Raw genomic sequence first — 25,256 nt, forward strand, 5'->3', positions numbered from 1 at the left:
TATTTTTCTATTGATATTGAGGGTAGTGATTTTGAAGTAATTATGGCTCTTAATTTAAAGAAATTTAAAATCAAAAATATTTCACTAGAATATTTACATTTAACCAAAATTCAAAAAACAAAAATATTAAAAAACTTTTGGATAATGGATACTCGTATTTTGGTTTTGGAGTAGATCACATGAAAATAGACTGGTTGTTCAAAAAGGAATATAATTGGTGGAAAAATAAAATTTCAAAACTACTACCCATAATTCACAGAAAACATTATAAGAGATTAAATAAATTATTAATAAAAAATAGTAAAGTCTGAATGCAATACTGGTTAATGAAATCAGAACCTGATGTTTGGTCAATTGATCAGCAAAAAAAAGCTGGTGCTAAAGGTGCTCCTTGGGATGGAGTAAGAAATTACCAGGCAGCTAAAAATTTAAGAGGAATGAAAAAAGGAGACCTTTGTTTTTTTTATCACTCAAATATAGGTAAAGAAATTGTTGGTATAGTTGAGGTTATTAAAGAAGCTTTCTTAGATAAAACTGACAAAGATGGACGATTTGTAGCTGTTCAAGTAAAGTTTAAGGAAAAATTAAAGAAAAGTGTAACTCTAGAAGAGGTTAAAAAAACCAAGTCTCTTAGCCATTTATCACTTATTAAACAAAGTAGATTATCTGTTATGCCAATAGACTCTAAAAGCTGGAAAATTTTAAACAAGATGAGTAATATTTAGAAATATATGCCAAAAAAAAAATCAATATCAAAAGTTAAAAAAGTTTCTAAAAAAACCAAGGCTAAAAAAAAAGTAAAGCCTTTTAAGAAAAAGGTTTTAAAAAAAATCGAAGAAAATGAATTAATCATAAAAACTAAACTTGAGTGGGTAAAAAGTGCTTTAGTAAATAAAACAAAATATCAAAAAAAATACTCAGACTCGATTAAAAATAACAATGACTTTTGGAAGAATGAGGGGAAAAGAATTACTTGGACTAAACCATATAAAAAAATTAAAGACGTTAAGTACAGTAAAAAAGAAGTTAGAATTAAATGGTATGAAGATGGGACTTTAAATGCTTCTGCTAATTGTATAGACCGTCACCTTAAAGATAAAAAAGATAAAACCGCTATTATTTGGGTGGGGGATGACCCAAAAGATACAAAAAAAATTTCATACAAACAATTACATAATGAAGTTTCAAAAACTGCAAATGGTTTAAGAAAATTAGGAATTAAAAAAGGTGATAGAGTTACAATTTATTTAACTATGATTCCAGAGCTTGCAGTAACAATGCTTGCTTGTGCTAGAATTGGTGCCGTTCATTCTATTATTTTTGGTGGATTTTCAGCAGATTCTATTTCTGGCAGAGTTAATGATTGTGAATCAGAATATATTATTACAGCTGACGAAGGAGTTAGAGGTGGAAAAACTATTCCTTTAAAAGAGATCACAGATGAAGCTTTAAGAAGCTGTCCAAATGTTAAAAAATGTATAGTTGTTAAAAGAACTGGAAACAAAGTGAACTGGAATAAAGATAGAGATATCTGGTATGACAATTTAATTAAAGATGTTCCAAAACATTGTGATCCAGAAGAAATGAATGCAGAAGATCCTTTGTTTATTCTCTACACATCTGGTTCTACTGGAAAACCAAAGGGGGTTTTACATACAACGGGTGGTTATATGGTTTATGCATCTATGACCCATCAATATGTCTTTAACTATAAACCAAAAGATATTTATTGGTGTACAGCTGATATTGGTTGGGTTACTGGCCATAGTTATATAATTTATGGTCCTCTTGCTAATGGTGCCACAACAATAATGTTTGAAGGAATTCCAACCTACCCTGACAGCTCAAGATGGTGGGAAATCATTGATAAATATAAAGTTAATATTTTTTATACAGCACCCACTGCTATTAGAGCTTTAATGAGAGAGGGAGATAAACCTGTTAAAAAAACCTCAAGAAAATCTTTAAAATTATTAGGTACTGTTGGAGAGCCAATAAATCCTGAAGCTTGGATGTGGTATTATAAAACAATAGGAAATTCTAAATGCCCAATAGTTGATACATGGTGGCAAACTGAGACAGGTGGAATATTAATTAGTCCACAAACAGGTGCTATAAATTTAAAACCAGGGTCGGCTACTAAACCATTCTATGGAATTAAACCTTCAATAGTCGATAAGGACGGAAAAGAAATTAAAGGAGCTGGTGAGGGAAGACTGTGCATTTCTCAATCTTGGCCTGGACAAATGAGAACTGTGTACGGTGATCATCAAAGATTTATTGATACTTATTTTTCTCAATTTGATGGCAAATACTTTACTGGGGATGGGGCTAGAAGAGACAAGGATGGCTACTACTGGATAACTGGTCGTGTAGATGATGTAATTATTGTCTCTGGTCATAACCTTGGAACTGCTGAAATTGAGAGTGCATTTGTTGCTCATCCAAAGGTTGCCGAAGCTGCTGTAGTTGGATACCCACATGACATTAAAGGTAATGGCTTATACTGCTATGTCACTTTAAATGTTGGGGAGATAGCTGACCTAGATCTTGAGAGAGATTTAAAACTTTGGGTAAGAAAACAAATCGGTGCACTAGCGACACCTGACATTATTCATTTCTCACCTGGTCTTCCAAAAACTAGATCTGGGAAAATTATGAGAAGAATTTTAAGAAAAATTGCCGCTAATGAGCATGACCAATTAGGGGATACAACAACTTTAGCAGACCCAAGTGTTGTGCAAAGTTTGGTGGATAATAGAAAGAATATTTAAAATTCTATTAATTTCTCAAATTCTTTTTTAATAATATCCCATTTCAATATCATAGAATTCAATACGATTTTTCGATCTAAAGTTTTAAGCTCTTCAGCAATTGGGGCCCATTTGTATAATGACAAAGCACTAGGATTAAAAGGTAAATCTTTATAATAAATTTCCCAGTTTATATTTTGAAGTCTTTCATTAAAAGTTTTTTTTGCTTCCTCAATAATATCAAGTGGCATCTTATTAGAAATCTCATCATCTAAAATTTTAGAAAAAATCTCTTTAGACTGGTCAACGTTTTGAAAATTAAAGTTAACTTTTAAATAAGAAAACGTAAATAACATCAAATCTTGTAAGGCTACAGAATAAATATTCCATTTGGCAATATTAAGGGAAGACATGAACACATCATTATCAAAGTGAAGAACATACCTTGTTCCCATCCTGGTTTTTAAATAACTATATAAAGTTACTTGTGTTACCCAAGCAGATTTTGTTTGAATAAAGTGTTCAAGCTCATCTAAATTCTTAATTTTTTTCTTTGGAATAAAAGCCCTAAACATGGCAAACAAATAAACTTTAAAATCATCAAACGATATGTCTTTCCAGGAGAGTTTATATTTTTGCATAAAAATTCATATATGCTCATTATACCTTAAAAAGGTAGGTAAATAAGCACCTAATATGAACAATTTTAAGTCTTTTAAAAACTTACAGAATGGTTATGGTTTAGGGTAGTTATAACTAAAAATAGAGAGGTATAAATGTCAAACGCAACAAAACACTGGGAAAAAACTAGGTCATTGTTATTCGTAACACTGGCTATTTGGTTTGTTTTCTCAATCGGCATCTTCCTATTTGCAGCTGAAATGAATGAGGTTACAGGACCTTTCGGTTATCCATGGACATACTGGTTTACATGTCAAGGATCTCTTGGAATTTTTGTAATTTTATGTTTCTGGTTTGCTAATAGGCAAGAGAAAATCGATGAAGAATTCGGCTTCAACGAAAGAGGAGATCAATAATGATTAAAGGTAAATTTATAGACAATTTGCCAAAAGTTTACGGAATCTATACAGGAGGTTTTATAGGTTTCATAATCTTAATGGCAATTGGTGAGCAGATGGGTATGACTGCTAAAGCAATAGGTGTTGCTTTTGTAGCCTTTACAATATTCATCTATGCACTGATCGGTTATCTATCAAGAACAGCTCAAGCAGACGCATATTACGTGGCCGGAAGACAAGTGCCCACTGTATTTAATGGAATGGCGACAGCAGCAGACTGGATGTCTGGTGCTTCATTCGTTGCAATGGCAGGTGGTATTTACTTTAAAGGTTACGGATATATGGCCCTACTTGTTGGTTGGACTGGTGGTTACATATTGGTTGCAACTTTATTAGCACCATACTTAAGAAAATTTGGATGTTACACAGTTCCAGATTTTGTAGGTACAAGATACGGTGGTAATTTAGCAAGATTGTGTGCAGTAATAGTTTTAACTGTTGCTTCGTTCACTTATGTGACTGCTCAGATTAACGCTACTGGTACTATTGCATCTGTTGCTCTAGATATCGACTTTAAATACGCTGTATATATTGGACTAATAAGTATTTTACTTTGTTCAATGTTAGGGGGTATGAGAGCGGTAACTTGGACACAGGTTGCGCAATATATCGTGCTAATTATAGCTTACTTACTTCCAATTTTTTGGATCAGTAACAAATTGGGTGCGGGTTTCTTCCCTCACTTTATGTTGGCTGATGAAGTAGCTAGAATTGGTGAGTTAGAGCAACAGTTTGGGTTTATTAAAAACTCTGCTGCTGATCTAGCAACGGTACCTAAAGGGTTAGCTGGAATAACTAAAGCACACTCTGCAGTAAACGCTACGCCTTGGGCATTTATTTCATTAGCACTTGCGATGATGATGGGAACAGCATCATTACCACACGTGATGATGAGATACTTTACTACTCCAAGCGTAAAAGCAGCAAGAAAATCAGTTGGTTGGTCGTTATTCTTTATCTTCCTTCTGTATTCTTCTGCGCCAATGTTAGCAACACTGTCTAAACTATCATTAATTGATCCAACTTTACCTACAGGTATTATTGGTAAATCATTTGCTGAGGTTCAAGCTTTGTCATGGTTCCAAAACTGGAATAGTGCAAACTTGATGTTCATCAGTGACTTTAACGGTAATGGAACTCTTGAATTAAACGAGTTTTTTATGGGCGGTAAAGCAGTTGTGTTAGCAACACCAGAAATAGCTGGATTACCATATGTAATCTCAGGTCTGGTTGCTGCTGGAGGTATGGCTGCTGCCATGTCAACAGCTGATGGTTTGATTCTAGCAATTGCTAATGCGATCTCTCATGATGTTTATTACAAAATGATTGATCCAAAAGCAGAGACTGCAAAAAGACTACTTGTTGCAAGGGTATTACTTGTAGTAATTGGTTTTGCTGGAGCAACTATTGCGGCAATGGAGATCCAAGGTATCTTAGGTTCAGTGATCTGGGCTTTTGACTTTGCGATGTCTGGATTGTTCTTCCCACTTGTACTTGGTGTATGGTGGAAAAGAGCTAACAGAGAAGGTGCTGTTGCTGGTATGGTTTTAGGTCTTGGTTCTGCTATTTGGTACCTAGTTTGGGTACGAACTGGTGGAAGTGGGTTCTTAGGACTTACTCAGTTAACATTTGGTATCTTCGGAGCAGCTGTTAGTTGTATAGCAATGGTGGTAGTGAGTTTAATGACTTCTGCACCTGAAGCTGCAATTCAAAAAATGGTTGATGAAGTTCGTATACCAAGTGGTAGAACTGTCACTGGTAAATAGAGCCAATAAATCTTAATTCTAGGGGCGATTAATTTCGCCCCTTTTAATTCAAACTTTTTTCAAATATAAATTCTAAATGTCTGCTAACTTTCATCCTCTAGTTTATTTTATAGATTATCTCCTTGGAGTTATCATGTGGACTTTAATAGGAAGAGTTGCGATGAATATTTTTCAAAAAGAAGATTCGGAATTTTTTTTTATGAAGATATTTGTAAAATATACTAATCCATTAATAAAAACTTTTAAACCAATTACCCCTTCTTTCATTATAGGACCTCTGGTTCCTTTATATGTTGCTTGGTTCTTTTATATGATTAGATTTTACTTTATGCCCTGGGTCTTGGGTTATTCTGTGATGGGGATGTTGTCCTTTCCTCTAGAAAGTGAAATTTCTAAGCAAATTTATCAATTATTTAATTCAATTAAATTTTAAAAATTGATATTAGTAGAATTACTAATCAATGAAAAAAATACAAATATCACCTTCAATTTTATCTGCTGATTTTAGTCAGCTAGGAAATGAAATAAAAAGGCTTGAAGAAGGTGGGGCAGATATGATCCATGTGGATGTGATGGATGGCCATTTTGTTCCAAATTTAACAATGGGACCTCCAATTATTAAGGCTTTAAGAAAATACACAAAACTCCCGTTTGATGTTCATTTAATGATTTCTCCCGTACACAAATATATTAAAGATTATGCAGATGCTGGAGCAGATATAATCACCATACATCCAGAGGCTACTGAGAATTTAAAAAGTTCAATAGATCATATAAAGAGCTTAAATAAAAAAGTAGGAGTTTCTTTAAATCCAGAAAGTAAAATTAATTTAATAACTGGCTTACTAAACGAGATAGATTTAGTGCTAATTATGAGTGTAAACCCTGGATTTGGAGGACAAAAGTTTATGCCAGAAGTTTTAGAAAAAATAAAAGAATTAAAAAAGATAAGGGATCAAAAAAATTTAGATTTTGATATCGAGATTGATGGTGGAATTAATTTTGATAATAATAAACTAGCAATAGAAGCTGGTGCAAACATTTTAGTATCTGGGACAACTATATTTAAAAACAATAATGGAGATATAAAAAAAAATATAGACCTTTTAAAATCAAGTTAGAATAATGATTTTAAACAATTCACTTAAGCTTATCAAAAAAAAAATTCGTCATTTTTATTTAAATTCTAATCTATATAATAAAAAAATTACACCCCCCTCTATTGAGTTAATAGAATATCAACCAAGCCCTAGCTTGCTAGATGGTCTTATAAAATATGACAAAAAAAAAATTAATATAGAAAATTATTCATTAAATGAAATTTGGGATAATCCAAATTTAAAAGAAAAAGACCAACAGAATTTAAACAGTTTTTTTTGGTTATTTAGTCTAGACCTTAGATCTTCAAAAAAAGATACTCAAAATGTCATTTATCAATGGATTAATACAAATAACAGATACAACTCTAAAAATTGGAAAATTGATATAATTGGAAAAAGAATAATAGCTTGGATTTCAAATTCTAGGCTTACCTATGAAGATGGTAGTATTGATTATAAAGACAATTTTAATGGCATTATAAAGAAGCAAATTAATCACCTTATTAATGAAATTGAAACCTCTGAATTAATCAATGATAAGGTTATAGGGTGTGCTGCTATCATTTTAACTGGTCTATCATACCCTCAAAATAATAATTATTTAAATACTGGGTTAAATTTACTAAAAAAATTAGCAAAATATTCATTGGATAATGATGGCTTTCCAAAATCAAGAAATATCAGACAGTTAAGTTTTTACTTAAAATATTTTATATTAATTAGAGAGTGGTTTAAAGAATCTCAAAATGAAATACCTGATTTTATAAATGAAAATATATATTATTTGGGTCAGGCTTACGCTTTTATTTGGCAAAACAATAAAATAGATTTTCTCTTTAATGGCAATCATAAAACAAATAATCATAATTTTGACCTTTATTTAAAAAGACTTGGCTATAACTTTAAAAATCAAAATAATGAATTGGGTGGCTATGTAGTACTTAACAATAAAAAAAATTCTCTAATAATGGATATTGGATCAAGCCCCGATACAAAATTATCTACAAATTATCAAGCTGGAGCTTTATCTTTTGAGATTGTATCAAATGGTAAAAAATTAATTAGTAATTGTGGTTATTTTCAAAAAGCTGATCATCAACTAAATGAAATATCTAAATCAAGCGCAGTCCATAGTACACTAATTGTAAATGACAAATCCTCTTGTAATTTTAGCAAAGTAAAAGGTAAAAAATCTAAAATTAATCAAGGTTTAAGAATATTAAAAAAAAAATAGTATTTGAAAAAAATTATTGGAAAATTAATGCTTCTCACGATGGTTATTTAAAACTAAATGGTATTGTTCATGATCGAGAAATAGAATTTTACCCAGAACAATTAAAATTCATTGGTCATGATAAAATAATTTCTAATAAGGGTATTAAGAATTTAAAATTTGATATTAGATTTCATTTGGAGCCAAATATTAGATTAATGAAAACACAAGATGGAAAATCAATACTTATAGATCTTGATGGAGAAGGCTGGAAGTTTAGCTCAGAGAACTCAATGATGAATATTGATAAAGGGCTATATTTTGGAGAAAAAAATTCTTTTACAGATAATCAAAATATATTTATTTCAGGAATGACTAATGAAGAAAATCAAACTATAAGATGGGAAATCACAAAATTATAATGAAAAAAATAAAAAAAGCTCTTATTTCAGTATCTGATAAAAAAAATTTAGGCAGCCTTTTAAAAGTTTTAGCTAAATACAAAATTGAATTAATCAGCTCTGGAGGAACCTATAAAGAAATAAAGAAACTTAAATTTAAATGCCAAGAAGTTTCTGAGTATACTGGTTCACCAGAAATTCTTGGTGGAAGAGTTAAAACACTACACCCAAAAATTCATGCTGGTATATTAAGCAAAAGAAACGACAAATCTCACACTAAAGAACTAAAAGCTAATCAATATGATGAAATTGACCTTGTTATTGTTAACTTTTATCCTTTTGAAAAAACTTTAGATCAAACAACCAATCATTCAAAAATAATAGAGAATATTGATGTTGGAGGTCCCACTATGGTTAGGGCAGCTGCCAAAAACTATAACGATGTTACTGTTATTACATCCTCAGATCAATATCAGACTCTAATTAATGAATTAGAATATAATAAAGGATCAACATCTATTGAATTTAGAGAAAAGATGTCTTTAGAGGCCTTCTCTGAAACGGCTTATTATGATGCTGTAATTTCTAACTATTTTAATAAAATTAAAAAAAACAATTTTCCCAAAAAAAAAATTATTTATGGAAATTTAATTGAAAAATTAAGGTATGGAGAAAATCCACATCAAGAAGCTGCAATTTATTCTAAAACTCAAAATCTTAATATTAAACAAATTCATGGTAAGCAGTTAAGTTATAATAATTATAATGATATTTTTTCTGCATTAACAATATCAAAATCTTTACCAAAAAACTCCGGAACCGTTATAGTTAAACACGCTAATCCTTGTGGTGTTTCGATCAATAAAGATGGTTTAAAAAGTTATAAATTGGCTCTTGCTTGTGATCCAGTTAGTACTTTTGGTGGAATAGTTTCTTGTAATTTCAAAATAAATAAAACTCTAGCATTAGAGCTTAATAAAATTTTCTTAGAGGTTATTATTGCTAATGGTTTTCAAGCTGATGCTTTAAAAATTTTAAAAAAGAAAAAAAATATAAGAATTATTGATGCATCAGAATTTATGATGAAGGATTTAATAAGATTTGGCTCTGTGAATGAATCTATTTTAACACAATCTGAGGATTTAAAAGTATTTAAACCTAAAGATTTCAAAGTTGTTTCAAAACTAAAACCAAATAAATCTCAGTTAAAAAATTTAATTTTTGCATTTAATGTTTGTAGATATGTAAAATCAAATTCAATTGTTCTTGCAAGCCAAGAAGCAACAGTTGGTATTGGTTCAGGGCAACCAAGTAGACTTGATAGCTGTCAAATTGCTATAGATAAAATGAATAAATTTCAAAACTTAAATGAAGATGTTGTGGCAGCCTCTGATGCTTTTTTTCCATTTGTTGATGGTATTGAAAAATTAGTACAATCAGGAGTTTCAGCTGTAATACAGCCTTCTGGATCTATTAGAGATAAAGAGATAATAAAATTTGCAAACCAAACTGGTACTATTTTAGTTTTTTCTAAAACAAGACATTTTAGACATTAAAAATTTGATCAATTTTAGCTGCTAGAATAAAATCATTTTCTGACAGTCCTTCAATAGCGTGAGTAGTAATTATAATTTTAGCATATCCCCAACCAAATGAAATATCTGGATGATGATTTTCATTTTCCGATATTTCACCAACTTTATTTATAAAATTTTGACTATTAATAAAATTCTTAAAAATAAAATTTTTCTCTAAAAAATATATTTCTTTTGCATTTTTTTTAACATCCCAACCATCAACTTTTTTTTGATATTTGTGAATTTCACTGATATCAAAAGGCAAAATTCCACCCTCACATGGTACACATTTCTTATTAAGTAAATCACTCATTGATTAATATGTTTCAAAATTTTGGAGCGGGTCAAGGGAATCGAACCCTCTACCTAATCGTTGGCAACGATTCGCTCTACCAATGAGCTAGACCCGCTTATAAAAGACACTATAAATAGATGGTTTTTTTAGTTCAATCAATAATAAAGTGTTTCATTGGTATATAGATTTTCAAAAATTTGCTAAAAGAAAGAATGAAAAAACAAGATTTACCAAAAACTATCCCTGTATTTCCATTAAGTAACTTTATTATATTTCCTCATACAACAGTTCCATTAAATATATTTGAACCAAGATATATTGAAATGATTAATGATAGTATGAAAACAAACAAGATGATTGGTTTGATTCAACCAAAAAATAATGATGATAATTCAATCCCTGGTCTTCATAAGGTTGGCTGTTTAGGTAAAATAACCAATTTTAAAGATACATCAGATGGTAGATATATGATTGATCTAAATGGTATAACGCGGTTTGAAGTGACTAAAGAAATTAAAAGTTCAAAACCTTATCGTATTTGCGAAACTACTTATGATAATTTTGAGCTAGATTTAACTTCTGAAAAAAAGAAATTAAAATTTTCTGATCTAGAGTCAATATTTAAAGATTTAAAATTATTATTTGAAAAAAAAGGATATATTATAAATTGGAAATCTTTAGAGAAACAAGATTTAAATGAAACGATAAATGCTCTAGCAATGGCATCTCCTTTTTCACTAGAAGAAAAACAAATTTTATTAGAAAGTAAAAATTTAGAAGCACGAAAAGATAAAATTTCCGAAATATTGAGTACTTACAGTTTTGATGATTTTCACAATACAACTATTCAGTAAACTTAAAAATTTATTCCTGCATCCGCTAGTTTAATAAAATAATTATTTAGATTTTTATTTTTTCCAATGTTTTTAATAATTTTGCTAAAGCTTTTATTTTGAACTTTTTTATCTAAATTAAAAGATTCATAAATTAAGTCTATGGCTTTAGAAAAAACAAAGTTTTTATCCTTCGTTTTTTTTTCAAATTCATCAAATATCTGTGAATCTAACTGCATACCTAATTCAATTTTGTCTTCAATAATTTTAGTTAGAATTCTAAGATCTCGTATTGTCATATTAAATCCTTGTCCTGCTAATGGGTGCACTCTGTGAAGCATGTCTCCAAAAGCTAAGATATTTTTATGATAATAGTTTCTTAAATTTGAAGAACTCAACTCGAAACTATTTAATTTATCAATTTTATTAATTAGATATTTGGGGTTATTTTTATTAATTAAATCTATTACATCGCTATTATCAAATTTTTTATTCTTAATATCCATCGAGTATACTACAGACGTTTCAGTGTTAGAGATTGGTAAAAATGCAATTGGACCTTGCTTTGTAAAAATTTGAGTTGCTGTATTATTCACTATTTTTTTATGTTTTAAAATAGTGGTATAAGCAAGATTATAATAATTTTTACTAATTTTTTTAGTGAAGTACTTTTTTGCTAAAAAATTATTTACATCACAATTTATTATTAAATCATATTCTTTTTTATTTAAAAACTCCTCATTAATATTTTTGCTTAATATTATTTTTTTAAAAAATTTACTTTTAATAAGGTTACTATTTAACGATTTTAGAAGCTCATCATTTTTTATAATATAAAACAGATCATTTTTATCATTTTCAAATTTTAATAAATTTTCTGTATCAATTTTATCAGTATAAATTTCTATTCTATTTATTTTCCAGTAATTATTTTTTGAAATCTGAAAAATTTTTTCTTTGAAAAATTCAAAATTACTTTTAGATATTCCTATTGTTCTATTGGAGGAAAAATTACTATTTCTACTTTTACAATAATAATGAACATTTATTTTTTTATTTATAAGGCTTTTAGCTAAAGATAGAGCAGTTAGACCTTCACCAATAATACAAACATTCATAATAATTTTAATTTTAACAATAAAAATTAGATGATACAAAGTGATTAATTAGACTCATTTATTTATGGAATTTAAAAAATTAGCCAACAATACAATTAATTTCGGTATAAACAGAATTATAGAAACTGCTGGAATTGCTTTTGTTATAATTGGTCTTCTTTTGTTGATTTCCCTTGCAACTTTTTCTCCCGATGACCCTAATTTTATTTTTCCAGATAATACAGAAATTAAAAATTTGCTTGGTTTTAATGGAAGTTACACAGCTGATCTTTTTTTTCAAACCTTTGGGCTCATTGCTTTATTAATTCCATTTACGCTCATATTTTCTGGCATAAATATAGTTCTGAATAAGAAAATTTTTTTGATATTTGAAAGTATTTTTTATTCAGTTCTTTATTCTTCATTTGGTTCTTTATTTTTTTCTTTTTTTTACCCAACTGCCTTCAACCTTTACATTAATGGAAATGGTGGTTTTATTGGAAAATATTTAGAAACAACTTTTTTAACTTCTTTAATTAATATTAATTCTCAAATTTCTTATTACTTTTTAATTTTAATTATTTTAATTTTATTTTTAATTAGTATCCATTTTAAAATAATTTATTTTTATAAATTAATAAAAAAACTTTTTAAATTAATCTTTATAAAAAAAGAAAAGAGTTATACTAATGAAAATGAGATAATTAGTGAATTTATACCACAAGAAGAAATTACAAATTTAATTCAAGAGGATTTACCTTTTATAAAAAGTGAAAATAAATCTCCAAGTAAAAAAATTCGCTTCAAACTACCTACTATCGACTTACTCAAAATCCCAACACAAAAAGATAGGGGAAAACTAAAAGATGAAGATTATATTGATAGTGAGTTTTTAGAAAAAATCTTATTAGATTTTGGGGTTAGTGGGGATATAAAGAAGGTTAGTCATGGCCCTGTAGTAACACTCAATGAATTTGAGCCTGCAGCAGGTGTTAAAGTATCAAAAATTATCAATCTCTCAGATGATATTGCTCGAAATACTAGCTCTGAATCTGCAAGAATTGCTACTATTCCAGGACGTAGCACCATCGGTATAGAGCTTCCAAATTCTAGTCGTGAGAATGTTTATTTAAGTGAAATACTCTCTAACTCTGATTTTAATAAAAAAGATATTCGATTACCAATTGCACTTGGCAAGAACATTTCTGGTGTTCCTATTGTTGGAGACTTAGCTTCTATGCCTCACTTATTAATTGCAGGAACTACTGGATCAGGTAAATCTGTTTGTATAAATACTATAATCTTGTCTTTACTCTACAGGCACACACCAGACAAATGTAAGTTCATACTAATCGATCCTAAAATGCTTGAACTATCAACCTATGAAGGCATACCTCACTTATTGTGTCCTGTGATTACTGAGGCAAAGAAAGCTGCTTCTGTCTTAGGTTGGGTTGTTAAAGAGATGGAAAATAGATACCGACTTATGACCAAAGAAGGAGTCCGTAATATTGATGGCTATAATGCTAAGCACACTTTGGCTATGCCCTATATTGTTGTTGTAGTAGATGAAATGTCTGACCTAATGCTTGTTGCTGGTAAAGAGATAGAAAATTATATTCAAAAATTATCACAAATGGCAAGAGCTGCTGGAATTCACATTATAATGGCCACTCAAAGACCAAGTGTTGATGTTATTACAGGAACTATTAAAGCAAATTTTCCTACAAGAATATCTTTTCAGGTAACATCAAAAATAGATAGTAGAACAATTTTAGGTGAACAAGGTGCTGAGCAACTACTTGGTAAGGGAGATATGCTTTATATGTCTTCAGCAAATAAGATCGTTAGAATTCATGCTCCATTTGTATCTGAAACTGAAATTGAAAAAGTTAATAATTATTTAAGAAGTCAAGCAGAGCCAGATTATATAGATGAAATCTTAAATTTTGCTGATGAGAAAGAATTGAGTGGAGAAACTTCTAGCTCTGGAGATAAAGATGAGTTGTACCAGGCTGCACTTGATATTATTAGATCTGAGGGCAAAGCATCTACCTCGTTTTTACAAAGAAAATTACAAATAGGGTATAATAGAGCTGCAAGAATTATTGATATGATGGAAGCTGACGGGGTTGTGGGTAAAGCTAATCATGTTGGTAAAAGAGATGTGCTTTAATGCTTAAAGTAATAATCATCTTATTGTTTTTCAGTTTTTATCTTCCAGCCAACTCATCCCCAAAAGATAAAATAATTTTGCAAATGAAACTTACTAATAATTTAAGTTTTAATTTCAAACAAACCATTAATGATAAAAGTGAAGATGGAAAATGTATCATTGAATATCCTAAAAAAATTTTTTGTGTATACAATAATGCTAATAAAAAAATTTTAGTTTCAAATGGAAGTTCTTTAGTTATTGAGACTAATAATAAAGGAAGTTATTATCGTTACCCACTTAACAAAACTCCTTTAGAATTTTTACTAGATAAAGAATATCTAATTTCTGAGATAGAAAAACTGGAGCCAAGGGATATTGACAATAAGTATTTAAATTTTAAAATTTTTGAGAATAATAATGAAATTAATATTTTTTTTGATAAGAAAGATTTAAATTTAATTGGATGGCAAACCGAAGATATTTATCAAAATTTATCAATAACATTTATTTCTTCTGTTAAAAAAAACCAAGAGATAGATGAAAAGATTTTTAAATTACCTGAAAATAATTAATCATCTAATTAAAGTTTCAAACTTAAAATTTTTCATACCTCTGGCTAGGTAATTTTTTAACGCATTTTTGTGATCTAGAGAACAAGTGTGAAGCCAAACTCTTACACCACCCATATTAAATGAGTACTTAATTGCCTCACTTAATAAATATCCTCCTAATTTTTTTCCAAAATATTCTTCTAAAATTCCAAAATAAGCAATTTCAGCTTCTTTGCTTTGTTTATTAAATAACAGTTCAAAATAGCCAGCTATTTCACCTTTATCTTTAAGAATGTATGTAAATAACTGATCATTAGAAACATAATCTGTCCATTTTAAATCTGTCCAAATAAGTCTATCAATCCATTGACAATTCTTACCAATAGATTTGTAAAAAAATTTATTTAATTGAAAATCTTTTGGCTCTACAAGCTCTACAGAATAATTCTCTGCAGGCCTCTTAACTTCTTTTAATTCATCTAGGGATCTTATCTCTAAATAACTTCGGTAAATTTTTTCTGTCACTCAACCATTTTTCCAACTTTTTCTCCTCCAAATAAATGGAAGTGTAAATGTGGAACCTCTTGACCGCCATCTTCACTCAAATTTGTTAAAGCTCTATAACCTTTACCTGTGTCTGTTGAGATATTTAATATTTTCGAAACTTCTGAAATAGCTTTACTTAATGCAACTATCTCTTGATCTGAAGCTCTAGCATTAAAATCATCTAAATCAATGTACTCACCTTTTGGAATAACTAGTGCATGTATTTTTTTTTGAGGACTTATATCATGAAAAGAAAGAACATGTTCATTTTCAAATATTTTTTTACAAGGAATTTCTTTTCTCAAAATTTTTGCAAAAATATTATTTTCATCATAATTCATTTTTTTCTTTCATCTAATTCTGACATCACGTCTTCGATTTTTACATCATTTGCTTCAAGATAAATTAATAAATGATAAAAAACATCTGCAGCTTCATGAATTTTATTTGAATTTTTTTCTACTGCTTCAATTAACTCATAAATTTCTTCTATTACTTTTGCCTTACTTAAAAGTTTATCTGTAAGCAACTTGTTAGTATAAGAGTTTTCGACAGGGTTAAACTTTCTTTTTCGCGCTAGTAAAACAATATTTTCTAAAGATTTTAACATTTATTACTTTTAAATATTTTAATTATCTAAGTATATTTGATCTATAACTTTAATCAAATTAACATTGATCATTTTTGAACCTTTTTTACTTAAATGATCTGTATCAACAAAATATATGTCTTCTGAAGAATTTCCCAAACATTTGTCTTTTATGATTTCATTACAAAAAATAGATTCTGGAAAAACCCTATATAAATTTTTATGTTCTAAATAATTTAAATTCTGAATTATGCTTTTTACATCTGAACTAAATTTGTCATAATCTAAACTAATATAATTTTCTTCCTTTGAAATATTATTCAAAAAATTTTTTTTATCTTTATGATATAATTCATACAATGAACTTGATACATTGTTTTGAAATTGTGGTATCGGATAAATCAATATTATATTATAATCTAGATTTAAATATTTGTTCACATTTTCCAAAAAGAGATTTAATTTTATATTTTCAGCATCAAGATTTTGATAATTTAGATGTAAAATAATTGTTGAATTTTTATATTTTTTAATTTTAATTTCCCTTTGTTTTTGTATTTTAGAATTACAAAATTTATTTTTTTTTATTCGTTTATCAATTATTAAAAAATCACAACCTGCATTTGTCATTATTATAAAATTTTTATTACGTTTTTTTAAAGAAAGTCTTAATTCCTCTTGTAAAGATGCCATTATAGAGTCTCCAACTAAAAAAATGGTGTCTTTATTGTCTTTATCACCAAAGTCACAAAAAATAAATTTTCTTTGAAAACAAGGTTTAAAAAATTGCTTTGTTGTCCACCAGGTTTGATTTTTAATATCTGTTAAAATTTTTGGATATCTTAATTTATGGCTAGAAGGTAAATAAACAGTAAATAAAATTAAAATAGTAATAGTCGAAATTAAAATTACAAATAATTTTTTAAATGAAATAAAATTTGAATTCCTTAATTTTTTTTCAACCATATGATATGTTAGAGCTGACAAGACAAAAGACAAAAGTATGAGTAAAATTTTAAAAAAAATACTCCCATCTGTAATTCCTGAAATTTTTCCAAATGATAAAATTGGATGATGCCACAAATATAACGAGTAAGAGATTAACCCTATATTTACAAACCATTTGTAAGATAAAAATTTGTTTATTGAGCTATTTGAGTCTTTATCGACTATAATCAGGCAACACCCAAAAACTGGTATTAATGTTAAAAAAGAAGGATGCCGATGAGGATCTTCAAAAAATATGAATGAGAAGATAATTAAAAAAAAACCTAAATATGACAGAAAATTATAATGATTTCTTTTCTTTTCTTCTAAGTGATATAAAGCAATGAGCGCTCCACACATCAGCTCCCACGACCTTGTGAAAAGCATATAAAAATTAAAAGAAGGATGATTTTCACTTATATAAGATGCAAAAATTAATGAGAATAAAATGATTAAATAAAAGAGAATTTTTATTTTTTTTTTAAACAGATAAATACTAAAGATTAAAAAAATTGGATACAAAATATAAAATTGCTCTTCTACTGCTAAAGACCATGTGTGTAATAAAGGTTTTGTTGACAAAATGGTCTGACCGTAAGCTTGGCCTGAATAATGAAAGTAGAAATTTGAATAGAAGAATATAGAAGAAATAATAGAGTCTAGATATGATTTAAACTCAACTGGCAAAAATAAAAAATATGAAAAAATTAAACTTACAAATAAGACTACTAGGAGAGCTGGAAGAAGTCTTCTAATTCTACGTATGTAAAAATTAATAAAAGAAAATTTTTTGACTTTATTTTCTTTATAAATTATTGATGTAATCAAATATCCCGAAATAACAAAAAAAATATCAACTCCAAGAAAACCTCCAGAAAATATTAATACTTTATTAATTAAAATTTCAGAATGATAAAAAACGACTCCTAGTACTGCTAATGCACGAAGTCCGTCAATATCTCTTCTATAACTTTTTTTTTTTGCATTGTTAAATTCTAATTGGAATGTTTTTCGATGATAAGTATTCTTTTGCTTCTTTTATGCTAAATTTTCCATAATGAAAAATTGAGGCTGCCAAAACAGCGCTGACATTTCCTAATTTTATCCCTTCAACTAAGTGCTCTAAATTACCAACTCCACCAGAGGCAATTATGGGTATATTAACTGTTGAAGATATTTTAAACATTAAATCATTATCATAACCAATTTGGGTGCCATCTCTATCCATTGAAGTCACCAGTAACTCCCCTGCTCCACTATCTTCCATTTTTTTTGCAAATTCTATTGCATCTATATTTGTGTTGTTTCTTCCACCATGAGTAAAAACCTCCCATTTATCGCCATTTTTTTTAGCATCTATTGCAACAACAATGCACTGTGATCCAAATTTTTTTGAACTTTCAATTATCATTTCAGGGTTTTGAACTGCCGCAGTATTGATTGAAACTTTGTCTGCACCACAATTTAATAATTTATTAATATCTTCAACTCCTCTAACCCCACCCCCAACCGTTAACGGCACAAAACATTTTTTGGACGTTCTTTCAACAACATCATATATTGTGTCTCTATTTTCATTGGAAGCAGTGATGTCTAAAAAACAAATCTCATCAGCACCACTATCACTATAAATTTTAGCTTGCTCAACTGGATCACCGGCATCCTTTAAATCTACAAAGTTAATTCCTTTAACAACTCTCCCATTTTTAACATCTAAACAGGGTATAATTCTATTTTTAAGCATCTAATTCTTTTACTAATTCTTCCAATTTAATATCACCATCATAAATAGCCTTACCAACTATTATTCCTTCAATATTTTTTAAACCTTTTGCTTTTTTAATGTCATCAATTGAAGACACCCCTCCTGAAATAATTACTGGGCAATTAGATGCATTTGCAACATTGGTTGTTTCTTCAAAATTAGGACTTTGTTTGGTGCCGTCTCTATTTATGTCTGTATAGATTAATCTGCTTGCACCATAATCGTTTACTTCTTTTAAAAAATCTAAAGTCAATTGCTTAGAATTTTCCTTCCATCCCGAAACTGACAAGTATCCATCTTTAGCATCTAGACCTAAGGCAATTTTGTTAGGAAATTTTTGACATGCTTCTTTTAAAAAATTTTTATCCTTTATAGCTGCACTTCCTAAAATAACTTTTTCAACTCCTACATCTATGTATTTTTCAATACTATTAATGTTTCTAACGCCTCCACCTACTTCAATTTTTAAATCAAATTTATGAACTATTTCTTTAATAATACCCAGGTTAACTGTCTCTCCCGTTAAGGCGCCATCTAAATCAACAATGTGTAAATTTTTAAAGCCATGATCTTTGTATTTACCAGCTTGATCAATTGGTGATATTTCATATTCGGTTTTATTATTAAAGTCCCCTTTAATTAACCTCACACATTTTTTGTCTTTAATATCTATAGCTGGAAATATTTTCATTTTTATAAATTTAAAAAATTTTCTATGATTTTAAGTCCTAATTTATCACTTTTTTCAGGGTGAAACTGAGTTCCAAAGATATTTTCTTTTTCAACTGAGCAAACAATATTTGATGAATAATCTGTTGTTGCTGAAATTACACTTTTATCATCAGGTATAAATTCGTAGCTGTGTACAAAATACATGTGTGATTTATTTTTTATGTTCTTAAAAATTTTACTTTCTTTAACAATATTAATTTCATTCCAACCAATGTGCGGAAGTTTGAATTTATTATTTTGATTATCAATCTTTGAAACTTTTCCTGAAATCCAACCAAGCCCTTTTGTTTCAGTTTCTTCATATCCAAGATCTGCAAACATCTGTAAACCAACACAAATTCCAAGAAGAGGTTTTTTATTAGTAAGTGTAAACTCACTTAGTGTCTCTACTAGACCGTTTATGCTGTTTAATGCATCGACACAGCTCTTAAACGACCCCTGTCCTGGTAAAACTACTTTATCACATGATTTAATATTATTTAAATCTGAAGTCACTTCGATATTAACTTTATCTTTAGCGACTTCTTTAAAGGAATTTATTACAGAGCTGATATTTCCTGAATTATAATCAACAATTGTGACATTCATTAAACTTATAATGAGCCTTTAGTTGATGGAATGCTCTTCTTATTTCTAGGATCTATCTCTAAAGCTGTTCTTAATGATCTTGCTAGAGCCTTATAACAAGACTCAATTATATGATGACTATTATCTCCATAAATATTTTCCATATGCAAAGTTATTCCTGCTGATTGAGAGAAAGCTTGAAACCATTCTTTAAAAAGTTCTGTGTCCATCTCTCCAAGTCTTTCTACTTTCAATTTAACTTTCCATATTAAATAAGGTCTATTTGAAACATCAATTGCAACTCTTGTTAACGTTTCATCCATTGGAATCATTGCATGAGCGTATCTTTTGATTCCTTTAAAATCTTTCAATGCTTTTTTTAAAGCCTCACCTATAGCAATTCCAGTATCTTCTGTTGTGTGGTGAAGATCTATATGAGTGTCACCTTTTGCTTTAACTTTTAAATCAATCAGTGAATGCTTTGATAATTGTTCAAGCATATGATCTAAGAAACCTATTCCAGTATCAATTTTATATTGACCTTTGCCATCAATATTAACTTCAACACTAATACTGGTTTCTTTTGTTTTTCTAGAAACTTTTCCAATTCTGCTCATAATATATAATATGTATATAGGGATTAATTAACTATATCAATATTTGCAATCTACTACTTGAAGAATAAAAATTAATATCCATTTATAGTCTATGACTACAATAGTGCTTATTAGAAAAAACAATGAAGTAGTGGTTGCAGGAGACGGGCAAGTTAGTATGGGTAATACTGTTATAAAAAGTACTGCTGCAAAAGTTAGAAAAATTGAAAAAAGAAATGTAATAGCTGGGTTCGCCGGATCAACTGCAGATGCATTAACTTTGTTTGAAAGGCTAGAAGCAAAACTTGAAAAACATGCTGGTAATCTTCCAAGAGCAGCTGTTGAGTTAGCAAAAGACTGGAGAACTGACAAATACTTGAGAAGACTTGAAGCTTTAATGGCTATTGGCGATAAAGAAAATAGCTTTATAATCTCAGGAACTGGTGATGTATTAGAACCAGAGGGTGATGCCATAGGTATAGGATCGGGTGGAAATTATGCTTTGGCTGCTGCTAAAGTTTTATTAGATACTGATTTGAGTGCTGAAGAAGTTGCTAAAAAAGCAATTCAAGTTGCATCTGAAATTTGTGTATTCACTAATAATAATATTAAAATTGAAAAAATTTAATGGAAGACACAAACGTTACACCTTTTCCAAAAGAAAAAACTGAAAAGAAAGATAACTCTTTAGTCAGTTCTTTATCACCTAGAGAAATAGTTTCTGAATTAGACAGATATGTTGTTGGACAAAATAAAGCTAAAAAAGCAGTGGCTATTGCTTTAAGAAATAGGTGGAGAAGACAAGCTTTAAAAGGTGAAATGAAGAATGAAGTTTTACCTAAAAATATTTTAATGATTGGGCCAACTGGGGTTGGTAAAACAGAAATTTCTAGAAGACTATCTAAGTTAGCTGAAGCTCCTTTTGTAAAAGTAGAAGCCACAAGGTTTACTGAGGTTGGGTATGTAGGGAGAGATGTTGAACAAATTATAAGAGATCTTCTTGAAATTGCAATTTCAATGGAGAAAGTAAAGAAAAGAAAAGAAGTTCATGCAAAGGCACAAAAATTAGCAGAAGAAAAAGTTTTGGATGCTCTAGTTGGAAATAAAGCAAGTCTTGCTACTAGAGAAAGTTTTAGAAAAAGATTAAGAGATGGTGATTTAGATGACAATGAAATTGAAATTGAAGTAAATAATAGTGGCTCTCAAGCTGCATTTGAAATTCCTGGAATGCCTGGAGCAAACATTGGAATGATAAATATTGGAGAGATGATTGGAAAATCTGTTGGTAATAAACAGAAAAAGAAGAAAATGACTGTCAAAGAATCTCATGAAATTTTAATTAATGATGAAGCTGACAAGCTAATAGAAGAAGATAAAATTATAAAATCAGCAAAAGATTCAACAGAAAATAATGGGATAGTTTTTTTAGATGAAATAGATAAAATTTCAGGAAGAACAGATAGATCTGGTGGAGATGTTTCTAGAGAAGGAGTACAAAGGGATTTACTTCCTTTAATTGAGGGAACAACAGTAAGTACAAAGTACGGTACAATTAAAACTGATCATATCTTATTTATTGCATCTGGAGCCTTCCAGCTTGCTAAACCTTCAGACTTACTTCCAGAGTTACAAGGTAGACTTCCAATAAGAGTTGAACTTGAAGCTTTAACCAGTGATGACTTTAAAAGAATTCTTAAAGAACCAGACTATAGTTTGATAAAACAATATGTTGCTCTTTTAAAAACAGAAAACGTTGAGCTAGAATTTTCTGATGATGGTATCGATGCAATTGCCAATATGGCTTCAGAAGTTAATAACACTGTAGAAAATATTGGTGCTAGAAGACTTCATACTATTATAGAAAGAATATTAGATGATATTAGTTTTACTGCAACAGATAGGGCTGGTGAAAAAATTATAATAGATTCTAATTATGTAAAACAAAATCTAGATGAGCTTGTTAAGGATACAGATTTATCTAAATTTATTCTTTAAATTTATTTTTATTTTTAAGATAAATATAAAAAGCTCCACTACCACCATCTTCAATCATAGCATCTGTTGTTTCAATAATAAGTTGGTTTAAACTTCTATTTTTTTCAATAAATTCTGGAACTGAATATTTTAATATGCTCAAATCTTTTGAGAGGTAAGGATTTTCAATATTTTTAGATCTTAGTCCTTTGCCTGTAATCACTATTATTTTAGTAACATTTTCATCAAAACATTTTTGAATAAATTGTTCTATGGCCTTATTTGCTTCTTCAATAGTGTAACCATGCAGATCTATTTTCTTTATCTTCTCGTACCTTATATTTTTTTTAAGAATAAAATCTTTATTGGGAATTTTCTCTTTAGTGTTTAAAAAGTTTTCCCAGTCCTGTTTGTTTTTGTCTGGATTATTTATTTTTTTTTGTTTTACTGAATTTTTATTAAGAATTTTTTTTTTATTGTTTAGGAAATTTTCCCAATCTTCTTTATCTTTGTCTGTTATCTTCTTAATCAATTAGGTAATAGTATTAATTAATAACCAATTTGGATTTGATGATTTAATGTCTTTTGAAAAAACCCAAGTATCATAAACAGTTTTTATTTTCTCACTATCCCCTGATACAATATTTTTATCTTTATCTTTTATGCATGTTATAATTTCACTAACAAAATCTACCGTAACCTCTAGGCTATCTTCAATTTTTTTATGCGTTTTAATTACAGCTGACTTAATCCCTATAAAAGTTATTTCAGCAAAATGACCTTTGTTAGCTCTATCTTCAAGCGCCTCTTTAAACTGATCATAAATTTTTTTACCTAAAAGTGGTTTGCTTGCTATCAGCTTATTATCACTATCACTAAAATCTGTAATAATTGTTTCATAAGCAATTTTTGCACCTTTTAAAAATTCTTTTTGTGACGCTTCATCAAAATTTTCACTAATTGGTTTTGGAGTTATATTTGTTTTTTGAAATTCCTTTTCAAATTGTGGTGGAATTTTCCCTTCGAAACCAGTTTTTTTACCAAGTATTCCTCTTAGACGAAGAAAAATAAAACCAGCAATCATTGCTAAAAGAATAATATCTATGTACTCAAAACTATAACTCATAGTTTAATAATATTTACTATGTTGATTAATTACAACTAGCAATTTACACTAAGGACAAATGAACACATTTTTATTATTATTAGTTGGTATTCCGATAGTTGAGATTTATTTGTTTATCAAGCTGGGTTCTCAAATTGGAGCTTTTAACACTATTTTACTTATCTTTATTACGGCTTTTTTTGGGGTTATCTACGCCAGATATGAGGGCTTTAACACTCTTAAGTCCGGAATGTCTCAAATGGTAAAAAATGAATTGCCAGTTTATGAAATTATTTCTGGTGCGGCTTTAGCGTTTGCAGCATTACTTTTGATTTTACCTGGTTTTGCTACAGACTTCTTGGGTTTATTAATAATATTTCCACCAACAAGAAAATTGATATTTAAAAAAGTATCAATTAAACAAAAACCCATAAATAAAAAACAAGATTTTATTAATGGTGAATTTGAAGATATAGAGGATGAAAATGACAGAAAATTATAAAATTATTGGAAGCTTTATTAAAGATATGTCTAGTGAAACACCTGACACTCCAACACATATATTTGTAAGAGATAAAATTTCTAAATACAGATTAAATATTGATATTAATTCAAAGGCGGTGAAAGACGGAATTATTGAAGTCAACACAATCTTAAAATTTTCAGACCAACCTGAAATTTTAAAAAAAGCACATTTTGAAATAACTTACACAACTATAGTTAAGGTAGATGAAAAAGTTTCTGATAAAAAAGAAATGGAAAAAATTATTCTATGTGATGTCCCTAATAAAATTTATCCTGACTTAGAAAGAATATTTTTAAATTTATTAACCGACTCTGGCTATCCTGGAATAAAATTTGAAAAAAAAATTGATTTTACTGAATTATACAAACAAAGAGCTAATTAAAAAAATTCTTCTTTAAACTATTTTTTAAATATTCTTTATGAAGTTTAAGTTCCGTTTCTGATGGTTTAATTACTTTTTTGTAATACTGATTTGTGTCATTGGGGTTTATTATTATTTTTTCATTATCTTCATTTTTAAAGTTTAACGTTGGTTCTTTTTGATCAAGAAGATTAATATAAACTTTAGCTAATAGATCACAGTCAATAAGTGCAGTATGTTGTGTTCTTTTTGAGTTATCTACTCTGTATCTTTTGCACAACGCATCAAGACTTATTGGAGAGCCTGGAAATTTATCCCTGGCTAAAGCAAGTGTATCCACAACATTTTCACTATTTAATTTTTCCTTGCCTAGTAATGATAATTCATTATTTAAGTGAGATAGATCAAATTCGGCGTTGTGTATTACAAGTCTTTTATTTTCTATAAAACCCAAAAACTCATCAACTATATCTCCAAACTTTTTGTGGGTAGATAAAAATTCATCCGTATAACCATGAACTTCTAGGGCTTTTTCAGAAACTTTTCTTTCAGGATTAAGATAGCAATGAAATCTATTTTTGGTTGGTATCAAATTTTCTAACTCGATGCATCCAATTTCTACAATTCTATGTCCGTCTCTAACAGATAGTCCTGTTGTTTCAGTGTCTAGTATCACTTCTTTCAT

At 28.9% G+C, this 25,256-nt stretch carries 31 protein-coding genes and 1 tRNA gene; 17 read left to right on the top strand and 15 right to left on the bottom strand.

The annotated features are described in order from the left end of the window. Positions 1 to 9: 9 nt before the first annotated feature. The 3 genes from AC5SMR_RS06625 (at position 10) to acs (ending at position 2,774) form a co-directional block, all read left to right on the top strand. Positions 10 to 174: a hypothetical protein gene (locus tag AC5SMR_RS06625; protein ID WP_494577408.1), complete on the top strand. Its 165-nt coding sequence runs from the start codon at positions 10 to 12 to the stop codon at positions 172 to 174. 137 nt (positions 175 to 311) lie between these two features. After that, positions 312 to 725: an EVE domain-containing protein gene (locus AC5SMR_RS06630; protein ID WP_494576818.1), complete on the top strand. Its 414-nt coding sequence runs from the start codon at positions 312 to 314 to the stop codon at positions 723 to 725. Positions 726 to 731: 6 nt separating this feature from the next. Continuing rightward, positions 732 to 2,774 (top strand): acetate--CoA ligase, encoded by a 2,043-nt coding sequence (gene acs, locus AC5SMR_RS06635; protein ID WP_494576820.1) that lies wholly within the window; start codon positions 732 to 734, stop codon positions 2,772 to 2,774. Here the strand turns inward: acs and AC5SMR_RS06640 are convergent. Beyond that, positions 2,771 to 3,394 (bottom strand): hypothetical protein, encoded by a 624-nt coding sequence (locus tag AC5SMR_RS06640; protein ID WP_018413665.1) that lies wholly within the window; start codon positions 3,392 to 3,394, stop codon positions 2,771 to 2,773. The genes acs and AC5SMR_RS06640 overlap by 4 nt on opposite strands. 135 nt (positions 3,395 to 3,529) lie before the next feature. Between AC5SMR_RS06640 and AC5SMR_RS06645 the strand changes: the two genes are divergently transcribed. The 7 genes from AC5SMR_RS06645 to purH all read left to right on the top strand — a co-directional run bounded on the left by AC5SMR_RS06645 (position 3,530) and on the right by purH (position 9,868). After that, positions 3,530 to 3,790, top strand: a complete 261-nt coding sequence (locus AC5SMR_RS06645; protein ID WP_006997592.1) for a DUF4212 domain-containing protein — start codon at positions 3,530 to 3,532, stop codon at positions 3,788 to 3,790. Further along, a complete protein-coding gene (locus tag AC5SMR_RS06650) occupies positions 3,790 to 5,598 on the top strand; it encodes a sodium:solute symporter family protein (protein ID WP_494576822.1) in 1,809 nt (602 codons plus the stop codon). Before AC5SMR_RS06645 ends, AC5SMR_RS06650 begins: the two co-directional genes overlap by 1 nt. A 76-nt stretch (positions 5,599 to 5,674) precedes the next feature. Then, positions 5,675 to 6,031 carry a hypothetical protein gene (locus AC5SMR_RS06655; RefSeq protein WP_494576824.1) on the top strand — a complete coding sequence of 119 codons (357 nt, stop codon included), beginning with the start codon at positions 5,675 to 5,677 and terminating at the stop codon, positions 6,029 to 6,031. Positions 6,032 to 6,059: 28 nt separating this feature from the next. Then, on the top strand, positions 6,060 to 6,719 hold the full coding sequence (rpe, locus tag AC5SMR_RS06660) for a ribulose-phosphate 3-epimerase (protein WP_494576826.1): 660 nt from the start codon (positions 6,060 to 6,062) through the stop codon (positions 6,717 to 6,719). Between the two features lie 4 nt (positions 6,720 to 6,723). Continuing rightward, positions 6,724 to 7,932, top strand: coding sequence for a heparinase II/III family protein (locus AC5SMR_RS06665; RefSeq protein ID WP_494576828.1), 1,209 nt, complete (start codon positions 6,724 to 6,726; stop codon positions 7,930 to 7,932). Positions 7,933 to 7,994: 62 nt separating this feature from the next. Further along, positions 7,995 to 8,333 (top strand): heparinase II/III domain-containing protein, encoded by a 339-nt coding sequence (locus AC5SMR_RS06670; protein WP_494577409.1) that lies wholly within the window; start codon positions 7,995 to 7,997, stop codon positions 8,331 to 8,333. Next, the gene (gene purH, locus AC5SMR_RS06675; RefSeq protein WP_494576830.1) at positions 8,312 to 9,868 is read left to right on the top strand and encodes a bifunctional phosphoribosylaminoimidazolecarboxamide formyltransferase/IMP cyclohydrolase; all 1,557 of its coding nucleotides are present in this window, start codon (positions 8,312 to 8,314) and stop codon (positions 9,866 to 9,868) included. Before AC5SMR_RS06670 ends, purH begins: the two co-directional genes overlap by 22 nt. On the opposite strand, the gene AC5SMR_RS06680 is transcribed toward purH, so the two are convergent. Beyond that, entirely contained in the window at positions 9,858 to 10,202 is a 345-nt protein-coding gene (locus tag AC5SMR_RS06680) for a 4a-hydroxytetrahydrobiopterin dehydratase (protein WP_494576832.1), read from the bottom strand. The two genes, purH and AC5SMR_RS06680, sit on opposite strands and share 11 nt — an antisense overlap. 22 nt (positions 10,203 to 10,224) lie before the next feature. Continuing rightward, positions 10,225 to 10,299 (bottom strand) — tRNA-Gly (locus AC5SMR_RS06685). Positions 10,300 to 10,396: 97 nt separating this feature from the next. Between AC5SMR_RS06685 and AC5SMR_RS06690 the strand changes: the two genes are divergently transcribed. Next, a complete protein-coding gene (locus tag AC5SMR_RS06690) occupies positions 10,397 to 11,038 on the top strand; it encodes an LON peptidase substrate-binding domain-containing protein (RefSeq protein ID WP_494576834.1) in 642 nt (213 codons plus the stop codon). Between the two features lie 2 nt (positions 11,039 to 11,040). On the opposite strand, the gene AC5SMR_RS06695 is transcribed toward AC5SMR_RS06690, so the two are convergent. Further along, the gene (locus AC5SMR_RS06695; RefSeq protein WP_494576836.1) at positions 11,041 to 12,135 is read right to left on the bottom strand and encodes an FAD-dependent monooxygenase; all 1,095 of its coding nucleotides are present in this window, start codon (positions 12,133 to 12,135) and stop codon (positions 11,041 to 11,043) included. A gap of 64 nt (positions 12,136 to 12,199) precedes the next feature. Here AC5SMR_RS06695 and AC5SMR_RS06700 point away from each other — a divergent pair, with 64 nt between their 5' ends. Both AC5SMR_RS06700 and AC5SMR_RS06705 read left to right on the top strand, forming a co-directional pair. Continuing rightward, positions 12,200 to 14,290, top strand: coding sequence for an FtsK/SpoIIIE family DNA translocase (locus tag AC5SMR_RS06700; RefSeq protein ID WP_494576838.1), 2,091 nt, complete (start codon positions 12,200 to 12,202; stop codon positions 14,288 to 14,290). Further along, positions 14,290 to 14,844 (top strand): LolA family protein, encoded by a 555-nt coding sequence (locus tag AC5SMR_RS06705; protein WP_494576840.1) that lies wholly within the window; start codon positions 14,290 to 14,292, stop codon positions 14,842 to 14,844. The genes AC5SMR_RS06700 and AC5SMR_RS06705 overlap by 1 nt, the downstream gene beginning before the upstream one ends. Here the strand turns inward: AC5SMR_RS06705 and AC5SMR_RS06710 are convergent, their stop codons facing one another. Genes AC5SMR_RS06710 through hisB form a run of 8 tightly spaced genes read right to left on the bottom strand, consistent with a single transcriptional unit; the run spans position 14,845 to position 20,626 of the window. Further along, complete coding sequence (locus AC5SMR_RS06710) at positions 14,845 to 15,348, bottom strand: GNAT family N-acetyltransferase (protein WP_494576842.1); 504 nt, start codon at positions 15,346 to 15,348, stop codon at positions 14,845 to 14,847. Then, positions 15,345 to 15,710 carry an HIT domain-containing protein gene (locus AC5SMR_RS06715; RefSeq protein ID WP_494576844.1) on the bottom strand — a complete coding sequence of 122 codons (366 nt, stop codon included), beginning with the start codon at positions 15,708 to 15,710 and terminating at the stop codon, positions 15,345 to 15,347. Before AC5SMR_RS06715 ends, AC5SMR_RS06710 begins: the two co-directional genes overlap by 4 nt. Next, the gene (hisE, locus tag AC5SMR_RS06720; RefSeq protein WP_494576846.1) at positions 15,707 to 15,979 is read right to left on the bottom strand and encodes a phosphoribosyl-ATP diphosphatase; all 273 of its coding nucleotides are present in this window, start codon (positions 15,977 to 15,979) and stop codon (positions 15,707 to 15,709) included. Before hisE ends, AC5SMR_RS06715 begins: the two co-directional genes overlap by 4 nt. A gap of 18 nt (positions 15,980 to 15,997) precedes the next feature. Continuing rightward, positions 15,998 to 17,902 (bottom strand): acyltransferase family protein, encoded by a 1,905-nt coding sequence (locus tag AC5SMR_RS06725; RefSeq protein WP_494577410.1) that lies wholly within the window; start codon positions 17,900 to 17,902, stop codon positions 15,998 to 16,000. A 31-nt stretch (positions 17,903 to 17,933) separates the two neighbouring features. After that, complete coding sequence (gene hisF / locus AC5SMR_RS06730; RefSeq protein WP_494576848.1) at positions 17,934 to 18,689, bottom strand: imidazole glycerol phosphate synthase subunit HisF; 756 nt, start codon at positions 18,687 to 18,689, stop codon at positions 17,934 to 17,936. Then, complete coding sequence (gene hisA / locus AC5SMR_RS06735; protein ID WP_494576850.1) at positions 18,682 to 19,401, bottom strand: 1-(5-phosphoribosyl)-5-[(5-phosphoribosylamino)methylideneamino]imidazole-4-carboxamide isomerase; 720 nt, start codon at positions 19,399 to 19,401, stop codon at positions 18,682 to 18,684. The genes hisF and hisA overlap by 8 nt, the downstream gene beginning before the upstream one ends. 2 nt (positions 19,402 to 19,403) lie before the next feature. After that, positions 19,404 to 20,030: an imidazole glycerol phosphate synthase subunit HisH gene (gene hisH / locus AC5SMR_RS06740; protein WP_494576852.1), complete on the bottom strand. Its 627-nt coding sequence runs from the start codon at positions 20,028 to 20,030 to the stop codon at positions 19,404 to 19,406. A gap of 5 nt (positions 20,031 to 20,035) precedes the next feature. Continuing rightward, positions 20,036 to 20,626: an imidazoleglycerol-phosphate dehydratase HisB gene (gene hisB / locus AC5SMR_RS06745; RefSeq protein ID WP_018413686.1), complete on the bottom strand. Its 591-nt coding sequence runs from the start codon at positions 20,624 to 20,626 to the stop codon at positions 20,036 to 20,038. Between the two features lie 91 nt (positions 20,627 to 20,717). On the opposite strand from hisB, the gene hslV reads away from it, so the two are divergent. Then, positions 20,718 to 21,233, top strand: coding sequence for an ATP-dependent protease subunit HslV (gene hslV, locus AC5SMR_RS06750; RefSeq protein ID WP_006997574.1), 516 nt, complete (start codon positions 20,718 to 20,720; stop codon positions 21,231 to 21,233). Continuing rightward, positions 21,233 to 22,600, top strand: coding sequence for an ATP-dependent protease ATPase subunit HslU (gene hslU, locus AC5SMR_RS06755; protein WP_494576854.1), 1,368 nt, complete (start codon positions 21,233 to 21,235; stop codon positions 22,598 to 22,600). Before hslV ends, hslU begins: the two co-directional genes overlap by 1 nt. Here hslU and AC5SMR_RS06760 read toward each other — a convergent pair. Together AC5SMR_RS06760 and AC5SMR_RS06765 are read right to left on the bottom strand one after the other, a co-directional pair. After that, positions 22,590 to 23,111: a Smr/MutS family protein gene (locus AC5SMR_RS06760; RefSeq protein ID WP_494576856.1), complete on the bottom strand. Its 522-nt coding sequence runs from the start codon at positions 23,109 to 23,111 to the stop codon at positions 22,590 to 22,592. The genes hslU and AC5SMR_RS06760 overlap by 11 nt on opposite strands. Further along, positions 23,112 to 23,705: a Tim44/TimA family putative adaptor protein gene (locus AC5SMR_RS06765; RefSeq protein ID WP_271499261.1), complete on the bottom strand. Its 594-nt coding sequence runs from the start codon at positions 23,703 to 23,705 to the stop codon at positions 23,112 to 23,114. Between the two features lie 58 nt (positions 23,706 to 23,763). Between AC5SMR_RS06765 and AC5SMR_RS06770 the strand changes: the two genes are divergently transcribed. Together AC5SMR_RS06770 and AC5SMR_RS06775 are read left to right on the top strand one after the other, a co-directional pair. Further along, positions 23,764 to 24,186, top strand: a complete 423-nt coding sequence (locus tag AC5SMR_RS06770) for an FxsA family protein (RefSeq protein ID WP_271499259.1) — start codon at positions 23,764 to 23,766, stop codon at positions 24,184 to 24,186. Beyond that, positions 24,170 to 24,592, top strand: a complete 423-nt coding sequence (locus AC5SMR_RS06775; RefSeq protein ID WP_494576859.1) for a protein-export chaperone SecB — start codon at positions 24,170 to 24,172, stop codon at positions 24,590 to 24,592. Before AC5SMR_RS06770 ends, AC5SMR_RS06775 begins: the two co-directional genes overlap by 17 nt. Here the strand turns inward: AC5SMR_RS06775 and dnaQ are convergent. Further along, on the bottom strand, positions 24,585 to 25,256 hold the full coding sequence (dnaQ, locus tag AC5SMR_RS06780; protein ID WP_494576861.1) for a DNA polymerase III subunit epsilon: 672 nt from the start codon (positions 25,254 to 25,256) through the stop codon (positions 24,585 to 24,587). The two genes, AC5SMR_RS06775 and dnaQ, sit on opposite strands and share 8 nt — an antisense overlap.

The sequence above is a fragment of the Candidatus Pelagibacter sp. PS_28 genome, assembly GCF_059417885.1.